This window comes from Streptomyces sp. NPDC047525 (genome assembly GCF_040643025.1).
In the GTDB taxonomy this organism is placed as follows: Bacteria; Actinomycetota; Actinomycetes; order Streptomycetales; family Streptomycetaceae; genus Streptomyces; species Streptomyces durmitorensis.
Window position 1 is genome coordinate 451,473 of sequence record NZ_JBEYTL010000007.1, and the last position, 21,194, is coordinate 472,666.

Sequence of the window (21,194 nt, forward strand, 5' to 3'; positions counted from 1 at the left end):
GGCGCCTCGCGCGTTCCTGTGCCGCGCCGTGGGTGCCTTCCCTGTGCCGCCGCTTCGCGGCGGATCCTTCCCGCCCACCCACCCGATTGCCCCGGGGTGCTCGGGTGGGAGACATCCGTCGCGAAGCGGCGGGCTTGGCGCGTTCACCGAGGCCGTGCGTGCCCCGCTGCGGAGGAGCGGCCCCCTGATTCCGACTTCCGACAGGAATAGCGCATCCTTGAGCGGATGAGATGAGCGGAGTGTCGCGTTATGAGCACTTCCGCTTGATCCATCAAGATGTGCGCCAATCGCGTAATACGCGCGTGGTGCGTCGGAGGAGGGATTCCAGGATGAGCAGCGGTGCAACGGCCTCGGAGCACGGCTTCGTCTCCGTACGCGGACGTGGCTACCGTCCCGAGCAGGTGGACGCGTACGCCCTCGATCTGTCCCAGGACCGCGACGGCGCGTGGGAACGCGCCGCCCGGCTCACCGTCCTCGCCAAGGAGATGGAGGCGGAGGCGGAACGGCTGCGGGACGTGGTGTCGCGCCTCGCCCCTCAGACGTACGAGACGCTGGGCGAGCGCGCGCGGAACATCCTCGCCCTGAGCGAGGCGGAGGCCGTGGCCGTGCGGGCCTCGGCCGATGCCGACGTGCAGCGTGAGACGGAGTCGGCCGACGCGGAGGCGCGCGAGGTCCGTGAGGCCGCCCGTGCGTACGCCGACGAGATCCTCGGCGAGGCCGACGAACGGGCCCGGCAGCGGCTGCTCGCCTGCCGCGCCACCGCGGACGAATCGCGGATCTCGGCCCGCCGTGACGTGAAGGAGTGGCGCGGCGAGGCCCTCGCCGCGCTGCGGGAGATGCGGGAGCGCAGTGCCGCGCTCCTGGAGGAGCAGGAGAAGGAGCAGGCCGAGCGCTGGGAGGCCGCCGAGCGGGAGATCGCCCTGCGGGAGGCCGAGGCTCAGGCGCACGAGGCGTCGCTCGTGGCCGCCGCCGAGGCCCGCCTGTCCGAGGCCAAGCGGGCCTTCGCGGAGGCGGAGGAGTCCGCTCGGCACGGGCAGGAGGACGCCGAGGCCCGGGGTACGGAGCTTGTCGCTGCCGCGGGGGCGCGGGAGGAGGGGATCGCCCGGGAGACCGAGCGGTTGTTGCGTGAGCATGGTGAGGAGTGGGACGAGGTGCGGGCGCACATGGAGCATGTGCGGAGCAGTCTCGCTGCGCTGACCGGGCGGGCTGCTGCTGAGGGTGCCCCCTAGCTCTGGGCGGGCTGGTTCAAGGCCGCCGCTTCGCGGCGGATCTTTCCCGCCCACCCACCCGATTACCCCGCGTCGAGTTCCCTTGGGTGGGGGCGTCGTTTGCCCCGCGTCGCGATCTACCTCCTCGTCACCCCCGCCAGGATCCAGCCCTCCACCGCCTCGTACCGGCCGCGCTGCTCCTCCGACTCACGTCGGCCCGATGACACCGTGCCGAGCCAGCCCAGGAAGAAGCCGAGGGGGATGGACGCCAGGCCTGTCGTCGTGAAGGGGAACCAGTTGAAGTCGTGGTTCGGGAACGCCGAAGTGGGGGCGCCCGAGACCAGGTTGGTGCCCGTCATGAGGATGACGGAGCCGAGCGTGCCGCCGATCAGGGTCCAGAGCAGGCCCCTGCGGGTGTAGCGGCGCCAGAAGAGGCTGTAGACGAGCGCCGGGGCGAGGGCGGACGCGCCCAGGCAGAACGACAGCGTCACCAGCGGCTGCAGATTGTGGTGCTGGACCATGACCGCGAGGACGATCGCCATGCCCCCTATGGCCAGCGCCGAGACGCGGGCCAGCGTCATCTCCCGGCGCGGGGTGAGCTCCGTGCGGAGATGTGCGAAGACGTCGTGCGCCAGGGAGTTGGCGCAGGCCAGGATCATTCCGGCGACCGAGGCGAGCAGCGTCAGGAAGATCGCCGTGGTGACCGTCGTGAAGATGAGGGTCTCCGCCGTCGACGCGTTCGCGCCGAACACCGCCTTGGAGCCGAGCAGATAGGCCGTGTTGCCCTGCGGATCCGCCTTCGCGATCGCCGCCCGGCCGATCATCGCCGTCGCGCCGAAGCCGACGATCGCGATGATGAGGACGAAGAGCGCCACCGACGACACCGCCCAGGACATCGAGCGGCGCACCTCGCGCGCGCTGCGCGCCGTGTACATGCGCATCGTGACGTGCGGCAGACAGGCGCCGCCGAGTACCACCGTCAGCTCCGAACTGATCATGTCCAGACGGGGGTTGGGGCCGCCCTGGAACTGCAGGCCGGACTGGAGGAACGCCGGGCCGACCCCGCTGCCCTTCTCGGCGGCGGCGAGCAGCGCGCCCAGGTCCCAGTCGAAGCGGCGCAGGATCAGGGCGGCGATGACCACTCCGGAGCCGAGCAGCATCACGATCTTCAGGATCTGGATGAGGGCGGTGCCCTTCATGCCGCCGATCGCCGCGTAGCTGATCATGAGTGCGCCGAGTGCGACGACGCATCCCGTCTTCACGCCCTCGCCGGAGAATCCGAGGATGAAGGAGAGCAGGTCGCCCGCGCCCGCCAGCTGCACCAGCATGAGGGGGATCAGCGCGGCCAGTGTCGCCGCGCACGCGGTGATGCGTACGGCGCGGCCCGGCATCCGGCGGGCCAGTACGTCGCCCATGGTGAACTGGCCCGCGTTGCGCAGGGGTTCGGCGAGCAGGAACATCAGGAGCATCAGGGACAGGGCCGTGCTCAGGGCGAGGACCACCCCGTCGTACCCGAGGAGCGCGATCACTCCGCCCGTGCCGAGCACGGTCGCCGCCGAGATGTAGTCGCCCGCGATGGCCAAGCCGTTGCGCATCGGCGAGAGGGCGCCGTAACCCGCGTAGAACTCGCCGAGGTTGTCGCGGTCGGGGCCCGTCATCACGCACAGGAGCAGCGTGAGGGTGACGACGGCGGTGAACGCGACCAGGGACATGGCCTGTGCCGAGTCGGTGGCCAGGGTGATGTCGGTGGGCAGAGTGATGCCGGTGCCGGAGTTCATCGGTTGGCCTCCAACTCCGCCAGTTTGCGCAGCCGTTCGGCCAGTGGGTCGACCCTGCGGCGGGCCGTGAACTCGTACAGCGCTATGGCGATCAGGGTGACGGGCACCTGGCACAGGCCGAGCAGCAGCCCGGTGGTCAGCCCGCCGGAGACCGTGTCCGTCATGAGGGACGGGGCGACGGCGGAGAGGATCAGGAAGAGCGTGAAGTAGCCGAGCGCCGTGAGGGTGGCGACACGGCGCTGCCAGCGGTAGGCGCTGCGCAGGTGGCGCAGGTCGCTGTGGCGGCCGAGTGCGGGATGGCGGGGGAGTCTTGGGGGTGGTGGGGGAGGCGGCGGCGCGACCGGCTGCCAGGGATAGGTGGGGTAGGAGGGGGAGGAGTCGTGTGGGGGGAGGTGGGGCTGGTAGGCGGCTTCGGGGGGCTGTGGGTGCTGTGGGTGCTGCGGGTACTGAGGGTGCTGCGGATGTTGGGGGTGTTGAGGGTGATGTGAGTTGTGAGGGTGGTGGGGCTGGCGAGGGTAGGACATCCCGGTTCTCCTTGCGCGGCGTCGGTCCGGTGCGGGACCGCAGGGAGCGAGAGGTGAGAATCGAGCACGTTACTTGTAAGTAGTAGAGCCGCGAAGGGTTTTGCACATACTGCTCGGTCGGTCTATTCGGCGGGTCTGTTCAGGTGGCCCTGGCGCGGGGCAAGTTCGGTGTTCTCCGCGCCCTCCAGGGCTCCCACCTCGCCGTTTTCCGGGGCCTTGGCCCCGATTACCGGAAAGCGCCGCGGGGCGACGAACACCAGAACGAGGAGTGCAAGGACCGCCGCGCACCCCGCACCGACGTACACCGTGTCGACCGCCGAGTCGACGGCCCTGCGCAGTCGTTCGGGGTCGGCGATCGAGGCCGGATCCTCCAGGGCGTGGGCCACCGAGTCCAGTGAGCCCGCGCCGCCGAGCCGCGACGTGAGGACCCCGTTGGCGATCGCGCCGAAGAGCGCGGCGCCCAGGGTCTGGCCTATCTGGCGGCAGAAGAGGATGGACGCCGTGGCCGTGCCGCGCTCGGACCAGCCGACGGTGGACTGCACGCCGACGATGAGCGGCAGTTGGAACAGGCCCAGCGCCGCGCCGAGCAGCAGCATGATGAGGGCCGGCTGCCAGGCCTGCCCCGGGTAGGGCAGGAAGGGGAACGCGAAGAGGAAGAGCGCGGCCCCGCCGATGCCGATGAGCGCCGTGTCGCGAAAGCCCAGCCTGCGGTAGACGTGCTGGCTCAGGGCGGCGGAGACCGGCCAGCTCAGCGTCATCACGGAGAGCACGAACCCGGCGGCGATCGGCGCGAGGCCGAGCACGGACTGGGCGTACGTCGGCAGGAAGATGGTGGGCGCGACCATCAGGAGGCCGAGCGCGCCGAGGGCGAGGTTGACCGCCGCGATGGTGCGCCTGCGCCAGACCCAGCCGGGGATGATCGGCTCCGCCGCGCGCCGCTCGATGACCACGACGGCCGCCGCGAGCAGCAGCCCGCCCGTGAACAGCGCGAGCGAGGGCGCGGAGAGCCAGCCCCAGGCGACGCCGCCCTGCACGAGCGCGGTGAGCAGGACGCCGCCGCAGGCGAAGACGGCCAGCGCGCCCGCCCAGTCGGTGCGCCCTCGCGTGACCGCCTCGCGTTCCGGCTCGTGCAGGTGGCGCACGATCAGCCACAGGGCCACCGCCCCGATCGGCAGGTTGATCAGGAAGATCCAGCGCCAGTCGGCGTACGCGGCGATCAGGCCGCCGAGCGCGGGGCCCGCGATGGAGGAAGCGGCCCATACGGTGGACAACTTGGCCTGGATCTTGGGGCGTTCCTTGAGGGGGTAGAGGTCGGCGGCGAGCGTCTGGACCGTCCCCTGGAGCGCGCCGCCGCCCAGGCCCTGGACGACGCGAAAGGCGATGAGGGCGCCCATGTTCCAGGCCACGGCGCACAGGGCCGAGCCGATCAGGAAGAGGATGCTGCCCGCGATGAGGACGGGCTTGCGCCCGAAGGTGTCGGAGAGCTTGCCGTAGATGGGCAGGGTGACGGTGACCGCGAGCAGATAGCCGGAGAAGAGCCAGGAGAAGACGGAGAAGCCGCCGAGGTCGCCGACGATCTGGGGGATGGCGGTCGAGACGATGGTGGAGTCCAGGGCGGCGAGCGCCATGGCGAGCATGAGCGCCGCGACGACGGGCCCGCGTCGCCGTCCGCCGTCCGTGCCCGAACGTATGCCGTCCGTTCCCGAACCTGCCGTGCCGCTCGCTCCGGCTGTACCCACCGAGATTCCTTCCCCCTGCATCTACTTTCTCCGGGCCACCTTCTCACCCGGTGCGCCTCCGGGGCAGGGGTGGAGAGCATCCGGGCAGGTGGGCCGGTGGCCGCTCGGCAGGAGGGTGGAGCGACCCCGAGAACGGCTCCACCGGCGGGTGGAGATCCCCTAGGGGTTCCTCCGTACTACGGACCGGGGGCCGTTCGTACTGCTGGAGGATGAGAAGGCCACGGCCGCTTCTTAGATTGGCTTTATGCCGACGGGGTCGGACCAGGGAAAGCATCCTCGGGTCCGACCAGCCACACCTTCGGGGGTGGGGTTTTCCCCCGCAAAAGACTGCGCTGGGCACCAGCGCGCCAGGGCCCTCGGACGACCAGACTCTTTATGCGTAGCGAACACACCTGACCCGCCGCGTAACCGACTTAGGAGACTTACCGTGACATCGGCTGTAACCATTCCCAGGCACGGGGGCACTGGAGGGCGTACGGCCGTGGCGGCACGGGCGCGCCAGGTCGTGAAGGCGTACGGGACCGGGGAGACCCGGGTCGTGGCGCTCGACGAGATCGATGTGGACATCGCCCGGGGGCAGTTCACCGCGATCATGGGTCCGTCCGGCTCCGGCAAGTCGACCCTGATGCACTGCCTCGCGGGCCTCGACACCGTGTCCTCCGGGCAGATCTACCTCGACGAGACCGAGATCACCGGCCTGAAGGACAAGAAGCTCACGCAGCTGCGCCGGGACCGGATCGGCTTCATCTTCCAGGCGTTCAACCTCCTGCCGACGCTGAACGCCATCGAGAACATCACGCTCCCGATGGACATCGCGGGCCGTAAGCCCGACCGCGGCTGGCTCGACCAGGTCGTGGAGACCGTCGGTCTCGCGGGCCGCCTCAAGCACCGCCCGACCGAGCTCTCCGGCGGCCAGCAGCAGCGCGTCGCCGTGGCCCGCGCCCTGGCCGCGCGCCCCGAGATCATCTTCGGTGACGAGCCGACCGGAAACCTCGACTCCCGTGCGGGAGCAGAGGTGTTGGGCTTCCTGCGCAAGTCGGTGACCGAGCTGGGCCAGACCATCGTGATGGTCACGCACGACCCGGTGGCGGCCTCGTACGCGGACCGGGTCCTTTATCTCGCGGACGGCCGGATCGTCGACGAGATGTACGCGCCGACCGCCGAGACCGTCCTCGACCGCATGAAGGACTTCGACGCGCGGGGGCGTACGTCATGACCGTCCTCAAGACCTCGATGCGCAACTTCTTCGCGCACAAGGGCCGCATGGCGCTCTCCGCCGTGGCCGTGGTCCTGTCGGTGGCGTTCGTCTGCGGCACGCTCGTCTTCTCCGACACGATGAACACGACGTTCGACAAGCTCTTCGCCGCGACGTCCGCCGATGTCACCGTCACGAACAAGGCGGCGAAGGACTCGGGGGAGACCCCCGAGAGCGGCAGGCCCGAGTCGATACCCGCATCGGTCGTCGGCCAGGCCAAGAAGGCCGACGGCGCGAAGTCCGCGGAGGGTGCGGTCAGCAGCACCGCCGTCACCGTCGTCAACTCCAAGAAGGAGAACGTCGGTCCCACCGGCGGCGGCCCGACCATCGCCGGCAACTGGACGCACAACGACCTGCGTTCGATGGACATCACCTCCGGGCACGCCCCGCGCGGACCCACCGACGTGATGATCGACTCCGACACCGCCGACAAGCACCACCTCAAGATCGGTGACGAGCTGCGCACGATCGCCGTCGCCGGCGACCACACCGCGAAGATCTCCGGCATCGCCACCTTCAAGGTGACCAACCCCGGCGCCGCGATCGTCTACTTCGACACCGCGACCGCACAGCGCGAACTCCTCGGCGCCACCGGCAGGTTCACCCACGTCAACGTGAGCGCCGCCGCCGGTGTCAGCGACTCGGTGCTCAAGCGGAACGTCGCCGGGACGATGGGCGCGGACGCCTCCGCGTACAAGGTCAAGACGCAGAAGGAGACCTCGGACGACGGGCGCAAGAGCGTCAGCGGCTTCCTGGACGTCATGAAGTACGCGATGCTCGGCTTCGCCGGAATCGCCTTCCTCGTCGGCATCTTCCTCATCATCAACACCTTCTCGATGCTGGTGGCCCAGCGCACCCGCGAGATCGGCCTGATGCGCGCCATCGGCTCCAGCCGCAAGCAGGTCAACCGCTCCGTGCTCGTCGAGGCGCTGCTGCTCGGCGTCATCGGCTCGGTCCTCGGCGTCGGCGCGGGCGTCGGGCTGGCCGTCGGCCTGATGCAGCTCATGTCCGGCATGGGCATGGAACTGTCCACGCAGGACCTCACGGTCAAGTGGACGACCCCCGTGGTGGGCATGGTCCTCGGCATCGTCGTCACCGTCCTGGCCGCCTACCTCCCCGCGCGGCGCGCCGCCAAGGTCTCCCCGATGGCCGCGCTGCGGGATGCCGGAACACCGGCCGACGGCCGGGCGAGCGTCCTGCGCGCCATCATCGGCCTGGTCCTCACCGGCGCCGGCGGCTTCGGCCTCTACACCGCGTCCCAGGCGGACAAGGCGAGCGAGGGCTCGCTCTTCCTCGGCGGCGGTGTGGTCCTCACGCTCATCGGCTTCGTCGTGATCGGCCCGGTCCTCGCCAACGGCGTGGTCCGCGTCATCAGCGCCGTGCTCCTGCGGTGGTTCGGCCCAGTCGGGCGGATGGCCGAGCGCAACGCCCTGCGCAACCCGCGCCGCACCGGCGCCACCGGCGCGGCCCTGATGATCGGCCTCGCCCTGGTCGCGTGCCTCTCCGTGGTCGGCTCCTCGATGGTCGCTTCGGCCACGGACGAGCTCGACAAGTCGGTCGGCGCGGACTTCATCATCCAGTCCAACAACAATCAGGCGATCACCCCGAAGGCCGCGAAGTCCCTGGAGAAGGCCGACCACGTCGCCCACATCACCCAGTACAAGGACGTCAAGGCGGACCTGATTGCCCCGAACGGCAAGACCGCGAAGAAGGTCGGCCTGAGCGCCGCCGACGCGACGTACGCCGAGGACCTGCGCAGCGAGACCGTCGCGGGCAAGCTCGCCGACGCCTACAAGCCGGACTCCATGTCGGTCGACGAGGACTTCGCCAAGGACCACGGCATCGCTCTCGGCGACAAGGTGAAGCTCGCCTTCGACCACGGCAGGACCGGCGAGATGACGGTCCGCGCCATCACGGCGAGCGGGACCTCGATCGACTCCGGCGCGATGTACGTGAACATCTCGACCGCCGCGAAGTACGTGCCCGCCGACCGGATGCCGCCGAACGAGATCATGTTCGCCAAGGCGGACAAGGGCCAGCAGGACGCGGCGTACAAGTCGCTGAAGGCGGCCATGGCCGACTACCCGCAGTACAAGGTCATGGACCAGACCGACTTCAAGCAGACGCTGAAGGACCAGGTCGGCCAGATGCTGAACATGGTCTACGGCCTGCTCGGTCTCGCGATCATCGTCGCGATCCTGGGTGTCGTGAACACCCTCGCCCTCTCGGTGGTCGAGCGGACCCGCGAGATCGGCCTGATGCGGGCCATCGGCCTCTCGCGCCGCCAGCTGCGCCGCATGATCCGCCTGGAGTCGGTGGTCATCGCCCTCTTCGGAGCGCTCCTTGGCCTGGGGCTCGGCATGGGCTGGGGAGCGACGGCCCAGAAGCTGCTCGCCCTGGAGGGCCTGAAGGTCCTGGAGATCCCCTGGCCGACGATCATCACCGTCTTCATCGGCTCGGCGTTCGTGGGCCTGTTCGCGGCGCTCGTGCCCGCATTCAGGGCGGGCCGGATGAACGTCCTGAACGCCATCGCCACGGAATAGCTGCCGCTGCGGCGGCATGGAAAAGCTCCCGCCACGGGGGTGCGGGGAGAACGGCCCCGGCGGTGCGCACGCGCACCGCCGGGGCCGCCTGCTTTCGGCCGCTCCGGCGACCGCCGGGGCGGACCGAGCCGCGCCTGTCACTCCGGAGTCGTACGCTGGAGACCCCCGGCCCGTACGACGTGCCGGGCGGTTCGCGTTGCCCCCCGCGCGCCCTCGCACCTGGACGGAAAGCGAAAGCCCACATGAGCCTGCACGGTCTGCTCGACGCTGTCGTCAAGGACTCCGCACTCGCCGAAGCGGTCAAGGCCGGCAAGGACGGCAACCGCATGGTCATCGACACGGTCGGTCCGCCTGCCGCGCGCCCTTTCGTGATCGCCGCTCTTGCTCGCGAGACGGAGCGCACCGTCCTCGCCGTGACGGCGACCGGCCGCGAGGCCGAGGACCTGGCGGCGGCCCTGCGCACGATCCTGCCGCCGGACGGAGTCGTCGAGTACCCCTCCTGGGAGACGCTTCCGCACGAGCGCCTCTCGCCCCGCTCCGACACCGTCGGCCGCCGCCTCGCGGTGCTGCGCCGCCTGGCGCACCCGCGTCCCGACGACCCCGAGACGGGTCCCGTCTCCGTCATCGTCGCCCCCGTGCGCTCGGTCCTCCAGCCGCAGGTCAAGGGCCTGGGAGACCTGGAGCCCGTGGCCCTGCGCACCGGTGAGTCCACGGACCTGAACGAGACGGTGGAGGCCCTCGCGGCAGCCGCGTACTCCCGTGTGGAGCTGGTCGAGAAGCGCGGCGAGTTCGCCGTGCGCGGCGGCATCCTGGACGTCTTCCCGCCGACCGAGGAACACCCCCTCCGCGTCGAGTTCTGGGGCGATGACGTCGAGGAGATCCGCTACTTCAAGGTCGCCGACCAGCGCTCCCTGGAGGTCGCCGCGCACGGCCTGTGGGCGCCGCCCTGCCGCGAGCTGCTCCTCACGGACGACGTGCGTGAAAGGGCGGCCGCGCTGGCCGAGGCCCACCCCGAGCTGGGCGAACTGCTCGGCAAGATCGCCGAGGGCATCGCCGTCGAGGGCATGGAGTCCCTCGCGCCGGTCCTGGTCGACGACATGGAGCTGCTGCTCGACGTCCTGCCGGAGCACAGCATGGCTGTGGTCTGCGACCCCGAGCGCGTGCGCACCCGCGCGGCCGACCTGGTGGCGACCTCGCAGGAGTTCCTCCAGGCCAGCTGGGCCGCGACGGCCGGTGGCGGAGAGGCCCCCATCGACGTGGGCGCCGCCTCCCTCTGGGGCATCGCGGACGTCCGTGACCACGCCCGTGACCTGGGCATGATGTGGTGGTCGGTCTCCCCCTTCGCGGCGGACGAGGACCTGGACGAGGACACCCTCAAGCTCGGCATGCACGCCACCGAGACCTACCGCGGCGACACCGCGAAGGCGCTCGCCGACACCAAGGGCTGGCTCGCCGACGGCTGGCGCACGGTCTACGTGACGGAGGGCCACGGCCCCGCGGCCCGCACCGTCGAGGTCCTGGGCGGCGAGGGCATCGCGGCCCGCCTCGACGCCGACCTCAGCGAGCTCACGCCGTCCGTCGTGCACGTCTCCTGCGGCTCGATCGACTTCGGCTTCCTGGACCCGGCCCTCAAGCTCGCGGTCCTCACCGAGACCGACCTCTCGGGGCAGAAGGCGGCCGGCAAGGACGGCCAGCGGATGCCCGCGCGCCGCAGGAAGACGATCGACCCACTGACCCTGGAGACCGGCGACTACATCGTCCACGAGCAGCACGGCGTCGGCCGCTACATCGAGATGGTGCAGCGCACCGTCCAGGGCGCCACCCGCGAGTACCTGGTCGTGGAGTACGCCCCCGCCAAGCGCGGCCAGCCAGGCGACCGGCTCTACATCCCCACCGACCAGCTTGAGCAGATCACCAAGTACGTCGGCGGCGAGGCCCCCACCCTGCACCGCCTGGGCGGCGCCGACTGGACGAAGACGAAGGCGCGCGCGAAGAAGGCGGTCAAGGAGATCGCCGCCGACCTCATCAAGCTCTACAGCGCCCGCATGGCGGCCCCCGGCCACGCCTTCGCCCCCGACACCCCCTGGCAGCGCGAGCTGGAGGACGCCTTCCCGTACGTGGAGACGCCCGACCAGCTGACCACCATCGCCGAGGTGAAGGACGACATGGAGAAGACGGTCCCGATGGACCGCCTGATCTGTGGCGACGTCGGCTACGGCAAGACGGAGATCGCGGTCCGCGCCGCCTTCAAGGCGGTCCAGGACGGAAAGCAGGTCGCCGTCCTCGTCCCGACCACGCTCCTCGTGCAGCAGCACTTCGGCACGTTCTCCGAGCGCTACTCCCAATTCCCCGTCAAGGTGCGTGCGTTGAGCCGCTTCCAGACGGAGACGGAGTCCAAGGCGACCCTGGAGGGCCTGCGCGACGGCTCGGTCGACATCGTGATCGGCACGCACCGCCTCTTCTCCTCCGAGACGAAGTTCAAGGACCTGGGCCTGGTCATCGTCGACGAGGAGCAGCGCTTCGGCGTCGAGCACAAGGAGCAGCTGAAGAAGCTGCGGGCCAACGTCGACGTCCTGACCATGTCGGCCACCCCCATTCCCCGTACGCTCGAAATGGCCGTGACCGGCATCCGCGAGATGTCCACGATCACCACGCCCCCCGAGGAGCGCCACCCGGTCCTGACCTTCGTCGGGCCCTACGAGGAGAAGCAGATCGGCGCGGCCATCCGCCGCGAACTGCTCCGCGAGGGCCAGGTCTTCTACATCCACAACCGCGTCGAGTCCATCGACCGGGCGGCGGCCCGCCTCAGGGACATCGTGCCCGAGGCCCGCATCGCCACCGCACACGGCCAGATGTCCGAACAGGCCCTGGAACAGGTGGTGGTGGACTTCTGGGAGAAGAAGTTCGACGTGCTCGTCTCCACGACGATCGTCGAGTCGGGCATCGACATCTCCAACGCCAACACGCTGATCGTCGAGCGCGGCGACAACTTCGGCCTCTCGCAGCTCCACCAGCTGCGAGGCCGCGTGGGCCGAGGCCGCGAGCGCGGTTACTCGTACTTCCTCTACCCGCCGGAGAAGCCGCTGACGGAGACGGCCCACGAGCGCCTCGCCACTATCGCCCAGCACACGGAGATGGGCGCGGGCATGTACGTGGCGATGAAGGACCTGGAGATCCGCGGCGCGGGCAACCTCCTGGGCGGCGAACAGTCCGGGCACATCGCGGGCGTCGGCTTCGACCTCTACGTACGCATGGTGGGCGAGGCGGTGGCCGACTACCGCGCGTCCCTGGAGGGCGGCGTGGAGGAGGAGCCGCCGCTTGAGGTCAAGGTCGAGCTGCCGGTCGACGCGCACGTCCCGCACGACTACGCCCCCGGCGAGCGCCTTCGCCTCGCGGCCTACCGCTCGATCGCCTCCGCGAGCAGCGAGCAGGACGTCAAGGCGGTGCGCGAGGAACTCACCGACCGCTACGGCAAGTTGCCCGAGCCCGTGGAGAACCTCCTCCTGGTGGCGGGCCTGCGCATGCTGGCCCGCGCGTGCGAGGTCGGCGAGATCGTGCTGCAGGGCAACAACATCCGGTTCGCTCCGGTGGAGCTGCGGGAGTCGCAGGAGCTCAGGCTCAAGCGGCTCTACCCCGGCACGGTCATCAAGGAGAACGCCCACCAGATCCTCGTCCCGCGCCCGAAGACGGCGAAGGTCGGCGGAAAGCCGTTGATCGGGCGTGAACTGCTCGGCTGGGTAGGGGAGTTCCTGACGACGATCCTGGGGTCGTAGCGCGCGGCTCCCTCAGGAGGCGCAGGCGTCGGCGATCGAGCGGCTGTTCTCGTAGAGGTGGTGGCGCGTGACCCGCCCGTCCTCGACGGTCAGGCGCAGCGCGAAGGGCCCTTCGAAGGGCTTGCCGGTGTCGCGCACGGTGCCCCAGAGGCTGCCGAGGATCACCGCGTCCGTGCCATCGACGAGGATCGTGTCGACGGTGGCACCGGCCTTCTCCGGGATGGTGTGCGCGGCCAGTTCGTCTGCCTGGGCCGCGCACTCGGCGGCGGTCGTCCGCGGCCGGATCCACGGCACGCCCGGGTTCTCGGCGAGCAGCCAGTCGACCTCGTCGGCGAAGAGGGCGGTGAGGGCCTCGGTGTCGCCCGTCAGCCTGTGGTTCAGGAAGGCCTGGACGGCGGTGCGGGTGGCGTCTTCGGTGGTCATTCGGGCTCCTCGGTCGGCGTTCCTGCGGGTGCCGTTGATGCTGCCGCAGGGCCGGGGGGCGGGTCGATTACGCCGGAGGTAATGCAGGGGACGTTATGGTCCAAACCAGTCGCTCGGTACGGTGGCGGTGCGGGACGAAGAGCGTGTGAGCCAGGGGAGGGGAAGTGCCGTGGGGCATGGGGCCGTTGTGGGGCTCGTCTGTTTTCCGGTGAAGTCGATGCTGGGCCAGGAGCGCGAGCGGGTCGTCGTCGACGAGCGCGGCGTGGCCGGTGACCGGCTGTGGGCCTTGCGGTACGAGGACGGGAAGCTGGGGAGCGGCAAGAACCACCGCCGGTTCCGGCGGACGCCGGGGATGCTGGAGCACGCTGCCGTGTACGACGCCGAAGGGCCGGTCGTCACCACGCCGGACGGCGAGACGCTGCGCCCCGGCGATCCCCGCATCGGTGAACTCTTCGGCGGGGGCGCGGAGTTGGTGCACGAGGGCGAGGCGAGCCATCAGGACGCGGGCGCCGTCTCCCTCGTCGGCACCGCGTCGCTGCGCGCGCTCGGCGAGCTGCTCGGCGACCACGACCCCGTCGACGTACGCAGGCTGCGCAAGAACATCGTGATCGGGACCGACGAGCCGTGGATCGAGGAGGACTGGGTCGGACGGGAGATCACCTTCGACGGCGGCCTGCGCCTGCGCGTCACCCTGCGCATCGACCGCTGCGTCATGACCACCCAGGCCCAGCGCGGCCTTCCGGCCGACAGCCGCATCCTCAAGACACTCACCGCGTCGCGCGGCATGTGCATCGGCGTGTACGCGGACGTCGTGACGCCCGGCGCGCTCGCACTCGGGGCAAAGGTGGCCGTCCAGTGAACCGCCGTACCGGCGGAGTCCGGGCCGCGCTGCTGCTCGCGCTCCTCGTCACCGGGTCCGTCACCGGCTGCACGCCGCAGGAGGAGGACAGCGGCTCCTCCGGGCCCGACGCCAAGGCGGGGCCCGCGCTCGCCGCCGTGGACGCGCTCACCGTCAAGGGCCGTGCGCCCAAGACGGGTTACGACCGCGACCGGTTCGGCAGCCCCTGGGCCGACACGGACTCGAACGGCTGCGGCACCCGCGACGACATCCTCAAGCGCGACCTGGAGGACGTGAAGTACCGCGACGGCGACTGCGAAGTGGCCTCGGGTTCGCTCGCGCCCGACCCTTACACCGGCAAGGACGTGACGTTCGTGCGCGGCCGCAGCCAGGTCGACATCGACCACCTCGTGGCTCTCTCGGACGCCTGGCAGAAGGGCGCCGGCACATGGGAGCCGAGCAAGCGCATCGCCTTCGCCAACGACCCGCTCAATCTCCTCGCCGTCGACGCGGGCCCCAACCGCGGCAAGGGCGACGGCGACACGGCCACGTGGCTGCCGCCGGACAAGGGCTACCGGTGCGCCTACGTGGCCCGGCAGGTGGCGGTGAAGAAGAAGTACGGGGTGTGGGTGACGGGCGCCGAGCGGGATGCCATGAAGCGGGTCCTGACGGGCTGCCCGCAGGAGAAGCTGCCGACCGGGGGCAGCCCGACGTCGGCGCCCGGACGGTTCCACGCGCGCTGACCGTCCGCTCTCGTCCGTGGGCCCGCCACGAGCTCGTACGTCTATGCGCTCGTACGTGCGAAAAATGGCTTAACAGACGGGTCCTGGCCCGCTAGCGTCCCGGACATGGACCTGAAGATCACGACGCTGGCCGAGCGGCCCGAACTCGCCGGGCCGCTCTGGGAGATGGACGACACCTGGCCGGAGTTCATCGGCAACGACCCCATCGCGTGGTCGATGATCGGGCGGATCGTCAAGGAGTTTCCCGATTACGTCCTGGTCGCCACGGACGAGCGGGGCGCGGTCGTCGCCAAGGCGTTCAGCGTGCCGTTCGCGCTGCGCGCCGAGGGGCGCGGTGAGCTGCCGGACGGCGGCTGGGACCAGGTCATGCTGTGGGCGTTCTCGGACCTGCGGCACGGCAGGAAGCCCGACACGGTGAGCGCGATCGAGATCACCGTGGAGAAGTCCTTCCTCGGGCAGGGAGTGTCCGGGCGGATGCTCGCCGCGATGCGCGAGAACGCACGCGCGCGTGGCTTCGCGGAAGTCGTCGCTCCGGTGCGCCCGAACGCCAAGCACCTCGAACCGGCCGCGCTGATCGACACGTACGCACAGCGCAAGCGGGACGACGGTCTTCCCGCCGACCCGTGGCTGCGGGTGCACGTGCGGGCGGGCGGCACCATCGCGAAGGTGGCGCACGCGTCGATGACGGTGTCCGGATCGACCGCGCAGTGGCAGGCGTGGACGGGCCTTCCGTTCGACACGGCGGGTCCCGTCGAGGTGCCGGGTGCGCTGGTGCCGGTGCACTGCGAGCCGGAGCGGGGTTACGCGGTGTACGTGGAGCCGAACGTGTGGGTGCGGCACGTGCTGTGAGCCCGTGCCGCACGCCTCGTGTGCCCTGCGGGATCAGCCCGCGAGCTTGTCGATGTCCATGACGTCGCCGGTGGGCGGCGTCGCGTCGACCGGCTTGTCGAACTCGCTGAACGCCAGGCTTTCCGGCGTCTTCGCGGTTTCGTTCACGACCTTCAGCAGATACGGCTTGCCCTCCGTGGCGACGTAGAGGGTGTACCGGTCGGCGCCGTCGCTCTCGGTGAGCGTGAGGGCCGGTGTGCCGTCGACCGTGGTCGGCTTCCCCCTGCGGGCGGCGGAGTTGACGTCCTTGAACTCGCCGAGCAGGACGTCCAGGTCGCAGAACGAGGCGATGTCCTTCGCGTCGGCGCCGGTCGCGGCCGTCCTGACCCACCTGCCCGCGAGCGTGTCCACGGCGGCCTCGGTGTCGGCTGCGGGCTCGCCCTTGCCCTGGGCGCGCAGGAACTCCTCGTCGTACTTCATGTAGACCGTGCTCGCGGTCGTGATCAGGTCGAGCGAACCCTCCCCGCCCATCCCCATCGTGCCCGCGCACCGGCCCTTGGTGTCGAAGGCCATGTCCAGCTCGATGGTGCCGCTCTCGTCCGGGACGCGGCCCTTCACCCTGAGGGACGAGGCGTCGGTCGTCGCCTGCACGGCCTTGTCGACGATGTCGGGCCCGGAGAGGCCGGGGAACGGTCCCGCCTCCTTCTCCGGCGCCTTCTTCCCGGTCTTCTCCTTGGCGGTGCCCGACCCGCCGGAACCGCCGGATTCGGTGCCGCAGGCGCTCAGGCCGACGGCCGCCGAAGCGGCCAGGCACACAGCGGCAAGAGTGGTACGTCGCATGAAGATCCCCCCACGGGAACTTGGAAGTGCTGTCGCCATCTCAGCAGAGGCTGTGAACCGAGTCAACACGAGTTGAGGTGGACGGTGGGTTAACAGCCGTGAAGGGGGCCGTCGTACGTGGGTGGGTATGATCGGCGCCACGGCGCCGCGGTGGGCACACCCGCGGCGGGGGCAGCGGGACCGAGGGGAGCCAGTCGGTGCGGGACAACGCGACAGAGGTGACCGCCGCCGGGATCGCCCGGCTCGCCGGCGTCGGCCGGGCGGCCGTCAGCAACTGGCGCCGCCGCCACCCCGACTTCCCCAAGCCCGTCGGCGGCACCGAGACCAGCCCCTCCTTCGGGCTCGCGGAGGTCGAGGAGTGGCTGCGCACCCAGGGCAAGCTGGGAAAGCTGGGCGAAGTACCGCTCAAGGAGCGCGTCTGGCAGCACCTCGCGGGCCACCCCGAAGGTCCGGTCACCGCCCTCCTGCACGCGGGCTGCGCCCTGCTCCTCGTACGCGACCGGCACCCGGACTGGCTCACGGTGAGCGCGGTGTCGGACGAGCGGATGGCCGAGCTGCTCCCGGGGGCCCTCGACGACGTGGTCGGCCCGCGGTTCGGCGGGGGAGCGGGTGGTGCGCGGCAGACCGTGCGGCAGGCCGTGTCCGTCCCGGACGCCGGGCAGCTCCTGCCCTCCGTCCCCCTCCTGCGCGGCGTGGCCGAGCTGGCATCCGAGCTGGGCGCCCGGCAGACGTACGAGTTCCTGATCGGGCGGCACATCGACGCCAACCCCCGGCAGTACACGCTCACTCCGGCCGGACCCGCCGACCTGATGGCCGCGCTCGCCGGGCCCGCGCCGACCGTGCTCGACCCGGCCTGCGGCACCGGCGCCCTGCTGCGAGCCGTCGAGCCGCGCCCCGACCAGTGCCTCCACGGCCAGGACAGCGCCCCCGAACTCGCCGCCCTCACGGCCCTTCGCCTGGCCCTGCACTCCGACGCCACCGTGCGTGCCGCCGCCGCCGACACCCTGCGCGCGGACGCCTTCGGGGAGGCGCGTGCCGACGCCGTGCTCTGTCACCCGCCGTTCAACGAGCGCAACTGGGGGCACGACGAACTCGCCTACGACCCCCGCTGGGAGTACGGCTTCCCGGCCCGTACGGAGTCCGAACTCGCCTGGGTCCAGCACGCGCTGGCCCGGCTCCGGGACGGCGGCACCGCCGTCCTGCTGATGCCGCCCGCCGCCGCGTCCCGCCGCTCGGGGCGCCGGGTCCGCGCCGATCTGTTGCGCCGCGGCGCCCTGCGTGCCGTGATCGCGCTGCCCGCGGGCGCCGCGCCCCCGTACAACATCCCGCTGCACGTGTGGGTCCTGAAGAGGCCGGTGCCCGGCGCGCAGGCCTCGCCCGAGCTGCTCCTCGTCGAGACGGCGGGGCTCGCCGCGGCCGACGGCAGGGACCGGCAGGCGTGGCGACCGGTGCAGGACGCCGTGGTCGACGTCTGGCGGCGCTTCGACCGGCAGGGCACGGTCGACGAACAGCCGGGGCTCGCCCGTTGCGTGCCGGTGCTCGAACTCCTCGACGACGAGGTCGACCTGGCCCCGGCCAGGCGCCTTCCGCCACCGGCCGCGGGCGGCGGCGCGGGGGAGCTGGCGGCCGTGCGTGAACGGCTCGGGGACGCCGTGCGGCGGACGGCGGACCTCATGCCGCCGCTCGTCAAGGAGGGCGACGCGGCCCACTGGCCGGTGACCACGGTGGGTGAACTCGCCCGCGCGGGTGCGCTGTCGCTGCGTACGGGTCCGGTGTCCGGGGCCGCGGCGCCCGGTGTCACGCGGGTCCTCACCGAGCACGACGTACTGGCCGGAACGGCGCCCTCCGGATCGGTCGACCCACTACAGGAGAGTGCCGTCGGCGAAACGGCCGGCTCCGTGGTGACCCGGCCCGGCGACGTCGTCATCCCCCTCTCCGGCGGCGGGACCGCCGCCCGCGTCATCGACGAGGCCACGGCCGGAGCCGCGCTCGGCCGGGGGCTCACCCTTCTGCGCCCCGATCCGGCCGCCCTTGACCCGTGGTTCCTCGCCGGGTTCCTGCGCGGCACCGCCAACAACCGCCAGGCGAGCAGCTACGCGTCCACCGCCGCCCGGCTCGACGTCCGCCGCATCCGTCTTCCGCGCCTGCCCCTCGACGGACAGCGCGGCTACGGAGAGCGGTTCCGCGCGCTCGCCGCCTTCGAGGACACCCTGCGTCTCGCGGGCAGGCTGGGCGAGCAGTTGGTCCGTGGACTGCACGACGGACTGACGGACGGCACGCTTCCGCCGGAGTGACACGACCGGGTTCCGCCGGGGGCCGCGATCAGGACGTGACCAGTACGGCAACGGTTCGGTACAACCCGGGACCGCTTCTCCTTGTCGGCCTATACGCTCGAATCCGCACTCGTTCGTATATCGACCTTCGGCCGTGCGTTCCCCCAGGCGAACGCACGGCCGCATCAGGCACCAGGAGCAGCCATGCACGGCCACGGCTATGCGCCGCAGCAACCGCCGCCGACCTCCGGCAGCACTCATGTGACGCTGCGCGTGGTGTTCGTGGTCCTCGCCGTGGTGACATGCGGTCTGCTCGCCTGGGCGCCGATGCTGCGGCTCGCGATCGTGACCCGCAAGTCGTACGACTGGGTCCTGTTCGGGCTCGTGACCGCGCTCGACGTGACGGCGCTCGTGCTCGTCGGCGTCGACCCGGGCGAGGACGAGTTCCAGGGGCCTGGCAACGCGGGCATGGTGGTCCTCCTGAGCACGCTGGTGGCGGCCGTCGCCTACTACCTGTTCGCGGACATACGGCACTTCAGCCGCTTCCGGCAGCCGCCGTACATGGGCTACGCAGGACCGCAGCCCACCTACGGCTACCCGCAGCAGCAGGCACCCGCCCCCGTCCACCTCCAGCCCACGCAGCTGCACCAGCCGCCGGTCCAGCAGACGCCGCCCCCGCCCACGCGCCCCGCACCGGCCCGCATCCACCAAGTACAGGCCGAGCTCGACGAGCTCAGTGACTACCTGCGCAAGCAGGAAGGCGGCAACTGACCGTGTCACCGGGGACGGGCGGCCGTGTTGTCGCCGGGCGCTACGAACTCTCCACACTCATCGGCCAGGGCGGCATGGGCCAGGTCTGGACGGCGTACGACCAACGCCTCGACCGCCGCGTCGCGGTCAAGCTCCTGCGCCCCGACCGGGTCGCGGGCGCCGAGGCCGAGGAGCTGCGCCGCCGCTTCGTGCGCGAGTGCCGCGTCACCGCGCAGGTCGACCACCCGGGCCTCGTCACCGTCCACGATGCGGGCACGGAGGGCGAGGACCTCTACCTCGTCATGCAGTACGTGGACGGGGCCGACCTCGGCGACCACCTCGCCGAGCACGACCCCTACCCCTGGCAGTGGGCCGTCGCCATCGCCGCGCAGCTGTGCGCCGTGCTCTCCGCGGTGCACGCCGTGCCGATCGTGCACCGCGACCTCAAACCGCGGAACGTGATGGTCAAGCAGGACGGCACGGTCGCCATCCTCGACCTGGGCATCGCCTCGGTCATGGACACCGACACCACCCGCCTCACGCACACCGGTTCGCCCATCGGCAGCCCCGCGTACATGGCGCCCGAGCAGGCGATGGGCGGTGCGGTAGGGCCGTACACCGACCTGTACGCCCTGGGTGTCCTCCTCCACGAACTCCTCAGCGGAGACGTGCCGTTCTCCGGCTCCACCGCGCTCGGCGTCCTGCACCGCCACCTCTACGAACCGCCGCTCCCGGTCCGCCGGCTGCGCGCCGAGGTCCCCGAGGCGCTCGAAGCCCTGGTGCTCCGGCTCCTGGCCAAGGACCCCCAGCACCGGCACGCCAGCGCTCAGGAGGTCTACGAGGAGCTGGCCCCTCTCCTGCCCGCGCGCGGTATCCCGACCGGCGGCCCGCTCGACCCCACCCGCCCCTTCCTGCGCCCGCACGCACCGTGGCCCGACCGCGCGGCGACACCGGCGCCGACCCCCGCCATCCAGCCGGACAGGAACGACAAGGGCCAGGTGCCGGGCGGACCCGGCAGCCAGACGGACGTCGTCCGCGCGGTCGACGAGGTCAAACGGCTCCTGGGCGAGGGCCGCATCACCCAGGCCGTGGACATCCTCGGCTCGATCCTGCCCGCGGCCGCAGCCAAGCACGGCGAGCACTCCCCGGTGGTCCGCTCCCTGCGCAAGCAGTACGCGGCGACGCTCATGGACGACGGCCAGTACCGCCGCGCCCTGCCCGAACTGCGCCGCCTCGCCGACGAGCGCGCGGCCGAGTCCGGCCAGGCCGACCCGCACTCCCTCCAGTTCCGCTACGAGGCCGCGCAGTGCCTTGAACAGCTGGGCGAACCGGCGGCGGCACTCGCGGAGTACCGGGCGCTCCTCCCTTACTACGAGAACCGCTACGCCTCCGACGACCGCGAACGCCCCCTCGAGATCCGCCGCCGCATCGGCCACCTGCTCCTCGCGCTCGGCGACCGCGCGGCGGCGCACGACACGCTGGCGCGGCTGCTCATGGACGCCGAGCGGATGCACGGCATCGGCCACCCGTTCCCGGCCGAGATCCGGCGTACGTTGCAGTGGCTAGGACAAGTGCGCGGGTAGTGACGGCTCGGCGCGAGGGTGCCCCAACTCTTCGAGAATCGTTGGTCGAATAGGTGGCCGAGAGACCGGCCACTCCCTAACATCGATCACCGCAAG

The 21,194-nt window shown here is 71.1% G+C and carries 15 protein-coding genes; 10 read left to right on the forward strand and 5 right to left on the reverse strand.

From position 1 onward, the window contains the following. The first annotated feature begins 329 nt into the window (after nt 1–329). Nucleotides 330–1,229: a cellulose-binding protein gene (locus tag ABZ833_RS22955; protein WP_361049443.1), complete on the forward strand. Its 900-nt coding sequence runs from the start codon at nt 330–332 to the stop codon at nt 1,227–1,229. 116 nt (nt 1,230–1,345) lie between these two features. On the opposite strand, the gene ABZ833_RS22960 is transcribed toward ABZ833_RS22955, so the two are convergent. The 3 genes from ABZ833_RS22960 to ABZ833_RS22970 form a co-directional block, all read right to left on the reverse strand. Further along, nucleotides 1,346–2,986: a cation acetate symporter gene (locus ABZ833_RS22960; protein WP_361049445.1), complete on the reverse strand. Its 1,641-nt coding sequence runs from the start codon at nt 2,984–2,986 to the stop codon at nt 1,346–1,348. After that, the gene (locus tag ABZ833_RS22965) at nt 2,983–3,510 is read right to left on the reverse strand and encodes a DUF485 domain-containing protein (protein WP_361049447.1); all 528 of its coding nucleotides are present in this window, start codon (nt 3,508–3,510) and stop codon (nt 2,983–2,985) included. Before ABZ833_RS22965 ends, ABZ833_RS22960 begins: the two co-directional genes overlap by 4 nt. A 122-nt stretch (nt 3,511–3,632) precedes the next feature. Then, on the reverse strand, nt 3,633–5,201 hold the full coding sequence (locus ABZ833_RS22970; RefSeq protein ID WP_361049682.1) for an MFS transporter: 1,569 nt from the start codon (nt 5,199–5,201) through the stop codon (nt 3,633–3,635). 475 nt (nt 5,202–5,676) lie between these two features. Between ABZ833_RS22970 and ABZ833_RS22975 the strand changes: the two genes are divergently transcribed. The 3 genes from ABZ833_RS22975 to mfd all read left to right on the forward strand — a co-directional run bounded on the left by ABZ833_RS22975 (nt 5,677) and on the right by mfd (nt 12,820). Further along, nucleotides 5,677–6,465: an ABC transporter ATP-binding protein gene (locus tag ABZ833_RS22975; protein ID WP_249589460.1), complete on the forward strand. Its 789-nt coding sequence runs from the start codon at nt 5,677–5,679 to the stop codon at nt 6,463–6,465. Then, nucleotides 6,462–9,047, forward strand: a complete 2,586-nt coding sequence (locus ABZ833_RS22980) for an FtsX-like permease family protein (RefSeq protein ID WP_361049450.1) — start codon at nt 6,462–6,464, stop codon at nt 9,045–9,047. The genes ABZ833_RS22975 and ABZ833_RS22980 overlap by 4 nt, the downstream gene beginning before the upstream one ends. A gap of 242 nt (nt 9,048–9,289) precedes the next feature. Next, a complete protein-coding gene (gene mfd / locus ABZ833_RS22985) occupies nt 9,290–12,820 on the forward strand; it encodes a transcription-repair coupling factor (RefSeq protein WP_361049452.1) in 3,531 nt (1,176 codons plus the stop codon). Between the two features lie 12 nt (nt 12,821–12,832). On the opposite strand, the gene ABZ833_RS22990 is transcribed toward mfd, so the two are convergent. Further along, nucleotides 12,833–13,243, reverse strand: coding sequence for a nuclear transport factor 2 family protein (locus ABZ833_RS22990; protein WP_361049454.1), 411 nt, complete (start codon nt 13,241–13,243; stop codon nt 12,833–12,835). Nucleotides 13,244–13,430: 187 nt separating this feature from the next. On the opposite strand from ABZ833_RS22990, the gene ABZ833_RS22995 reads away from it, so the two are divergent. The 3 genes from ABZ833_RS22995 to ABZ833_RS23005 all read left to right on the forward strand — a co-directional run bounded on the left by ABZ833_RS22995 (nt 13,431) and on the right by ABZ833_RS23005 (nt 15,673). Then, nucleotides 13,431–14,102 carry an MOSC N-terminal beta barrel domain-containing protein gene (locus ABZ833_RS22995; protein WP_361049456.1) on the forward strand — a complete coding sequence of 224 codons (672 nt, stop codon included), beginning with the start codon at nt 13,431–13,433 and terminating at the stop codon, nt 14,100–14,102. Beyond that, nucleotides 14,099–14,824, forward strand: a complete 726-nt coding sequence (locus tag ABZ833_RS23000; RefSeq protein WP_361049458.1) for an HNH endonuclease family protein — start codon at nt 14,099–14,101, stop codon at nt 14,822–14,824. The genes ABZ833_RS22995 and ABZ833_RS23000 overlap by 4 nt, the downstream gene beginning before the upstream one ends. A 105-nt stretch (nt 14,825–14,929) precedes the next feature. After that, nucleotides 14,930–15,673, forward strand: coding sequence for an N-acetyltransferase (locus ABZ833_RS23005; RefSeq protein WP_361049460.1), 744 nt, complete (start codon nt 14,930–14,932; stop codon nt 15,671–15,673). Nucleotides 15,674–15,706: 33 nt separating this feature from the next. Here ABZ833_RS23005 and ABZ833_RS23010 read toward each other — a convergent pair whose 3' ends face one another. Continuing rightward, on the reverse strand, nt 15,707–16,492 hold the full coding sequence (locus ABZ833_RS23010) for a hypothetical protein (RefSeq protein WP_361049462.1): 786 nt from the start codon (nt 16,490–16,492) through the stop codon (nt 15,707–15,709). Nucleotides 16,493–16,689: 197 nt separating this feature from the next. On the opposite strand from ABZ833_RS23010, the gene ABZ833_RS23015 reads away from it, so the two are divergent. The 3 genes from ABZ833_RS23015 to ABZ833_RS23025 all read left to right on the forward strand — a co-directional run bounded on the left by ABZ833_RS23015 (nt 16,690) and on the right by ABZ833_RS23025 (nt 21,098). Next, nucleotides 16,690–18,786, forward strand: coding sequence for an N-6 DNA methylase (locus tag ABZ833_RS23015; RefSeq protein WP_361049464.1), 2,097 nt, complete (start codon nt 16,690–16,692; stop codon nt 18,784–18,786). A 183-nt stretch (nt 18,787–18,969) separates the two neighbouring features. After that, a complete protein-coding gene (locus ABZ833_RS23020) occupies nt 18,970–19,536 on the forward strand; it encodes a hypothetical protein (RefSeq protein WP_361049466.1) in 567 nt (188 codons plus the stop codon). Next, nucleotides 19,533–21,098, forward strand: a complete 1,566-nt coding sequence (locus tag ABZ833_RS23025) for a serine/threonine-protein kinase (protein ID WP_361049684.1) — start codon at nt 19,533–19,535, stop codon at nt 21,096–21,098. The genes ABZ833_RS23020 and ABZ833_RS23025 overlap by 4 nt, the downstream gene beginning before the upstream one ends. Nucleotides 21,099–21,194 lie beyond the last annotated feature (96 nt).

Bases quoted from the DNA above. Each gene is read 5' to 3' on its own strand.
- ABZ833_RS23010 (WP_361049462.1), bottom strand. From the start codon at position 16,492: ATGCGACGTACCACTCTTGCCGCTGTGTGCCTGGCCGCTTCGGCGGCC.
- ABZ833_RS22990 (WP_361049454.1), bottom strand. From the start codon at position 13,243: ATGACCACCGAAGACGCCACCCGCACCGCCGTCCAGGCCTTCCTGAAC.
- ABZ833_RS22960 (WP_361049445.1), bottom strand. From the start codon at position 2,986: ATGAACTCCGGCACCGGCATCACTCTGCCCACCGACATCACCCTGGCC.
- ABZ833_RS23020 (WP_361049466.1), top strand. From the start codon at position 18,970: ATGCACGGCCACGGCTATGCGCCGCAGCAACCGCCGCCGACCTCCGGC.
- mfd (WP_361049452.1), top strand. From the start codon at position 9,290: ATGAGCCTGCACGGTCTGCTCGACGCTGTCGTCAAGGACTCCGCACTC.
- ABZ833_RS22980 (WP_361049450.1), top strand. From the start codon at position 6,462: ATGACCGTCCTCAAGACCTCGATGCGCAACTTCTTCGCGCACAAGGGC.
- ABZ833_RS22955 (WP_361049443.1), top strand. From the start codon at position 330: ATGAGCAGCGGTGCAACGGCCTCGGAGCACGGCTTCGTCTCCGTACGC.
- ABZ833_RS23005 (WP_361049460.1), top strand. From the start codon at position 14,930: ATGGACCTGAAGATCACGACGCTGGCCGAGCGGCCCGAACTCGCCGGG.
- ABZ833_RS22965 (WP_361049447.1), bottom strand. From the start codon at position 3,510: ATGTCCTACCCTCGCCAGCCCCACCACCCTCACAACTCACATCACCCT.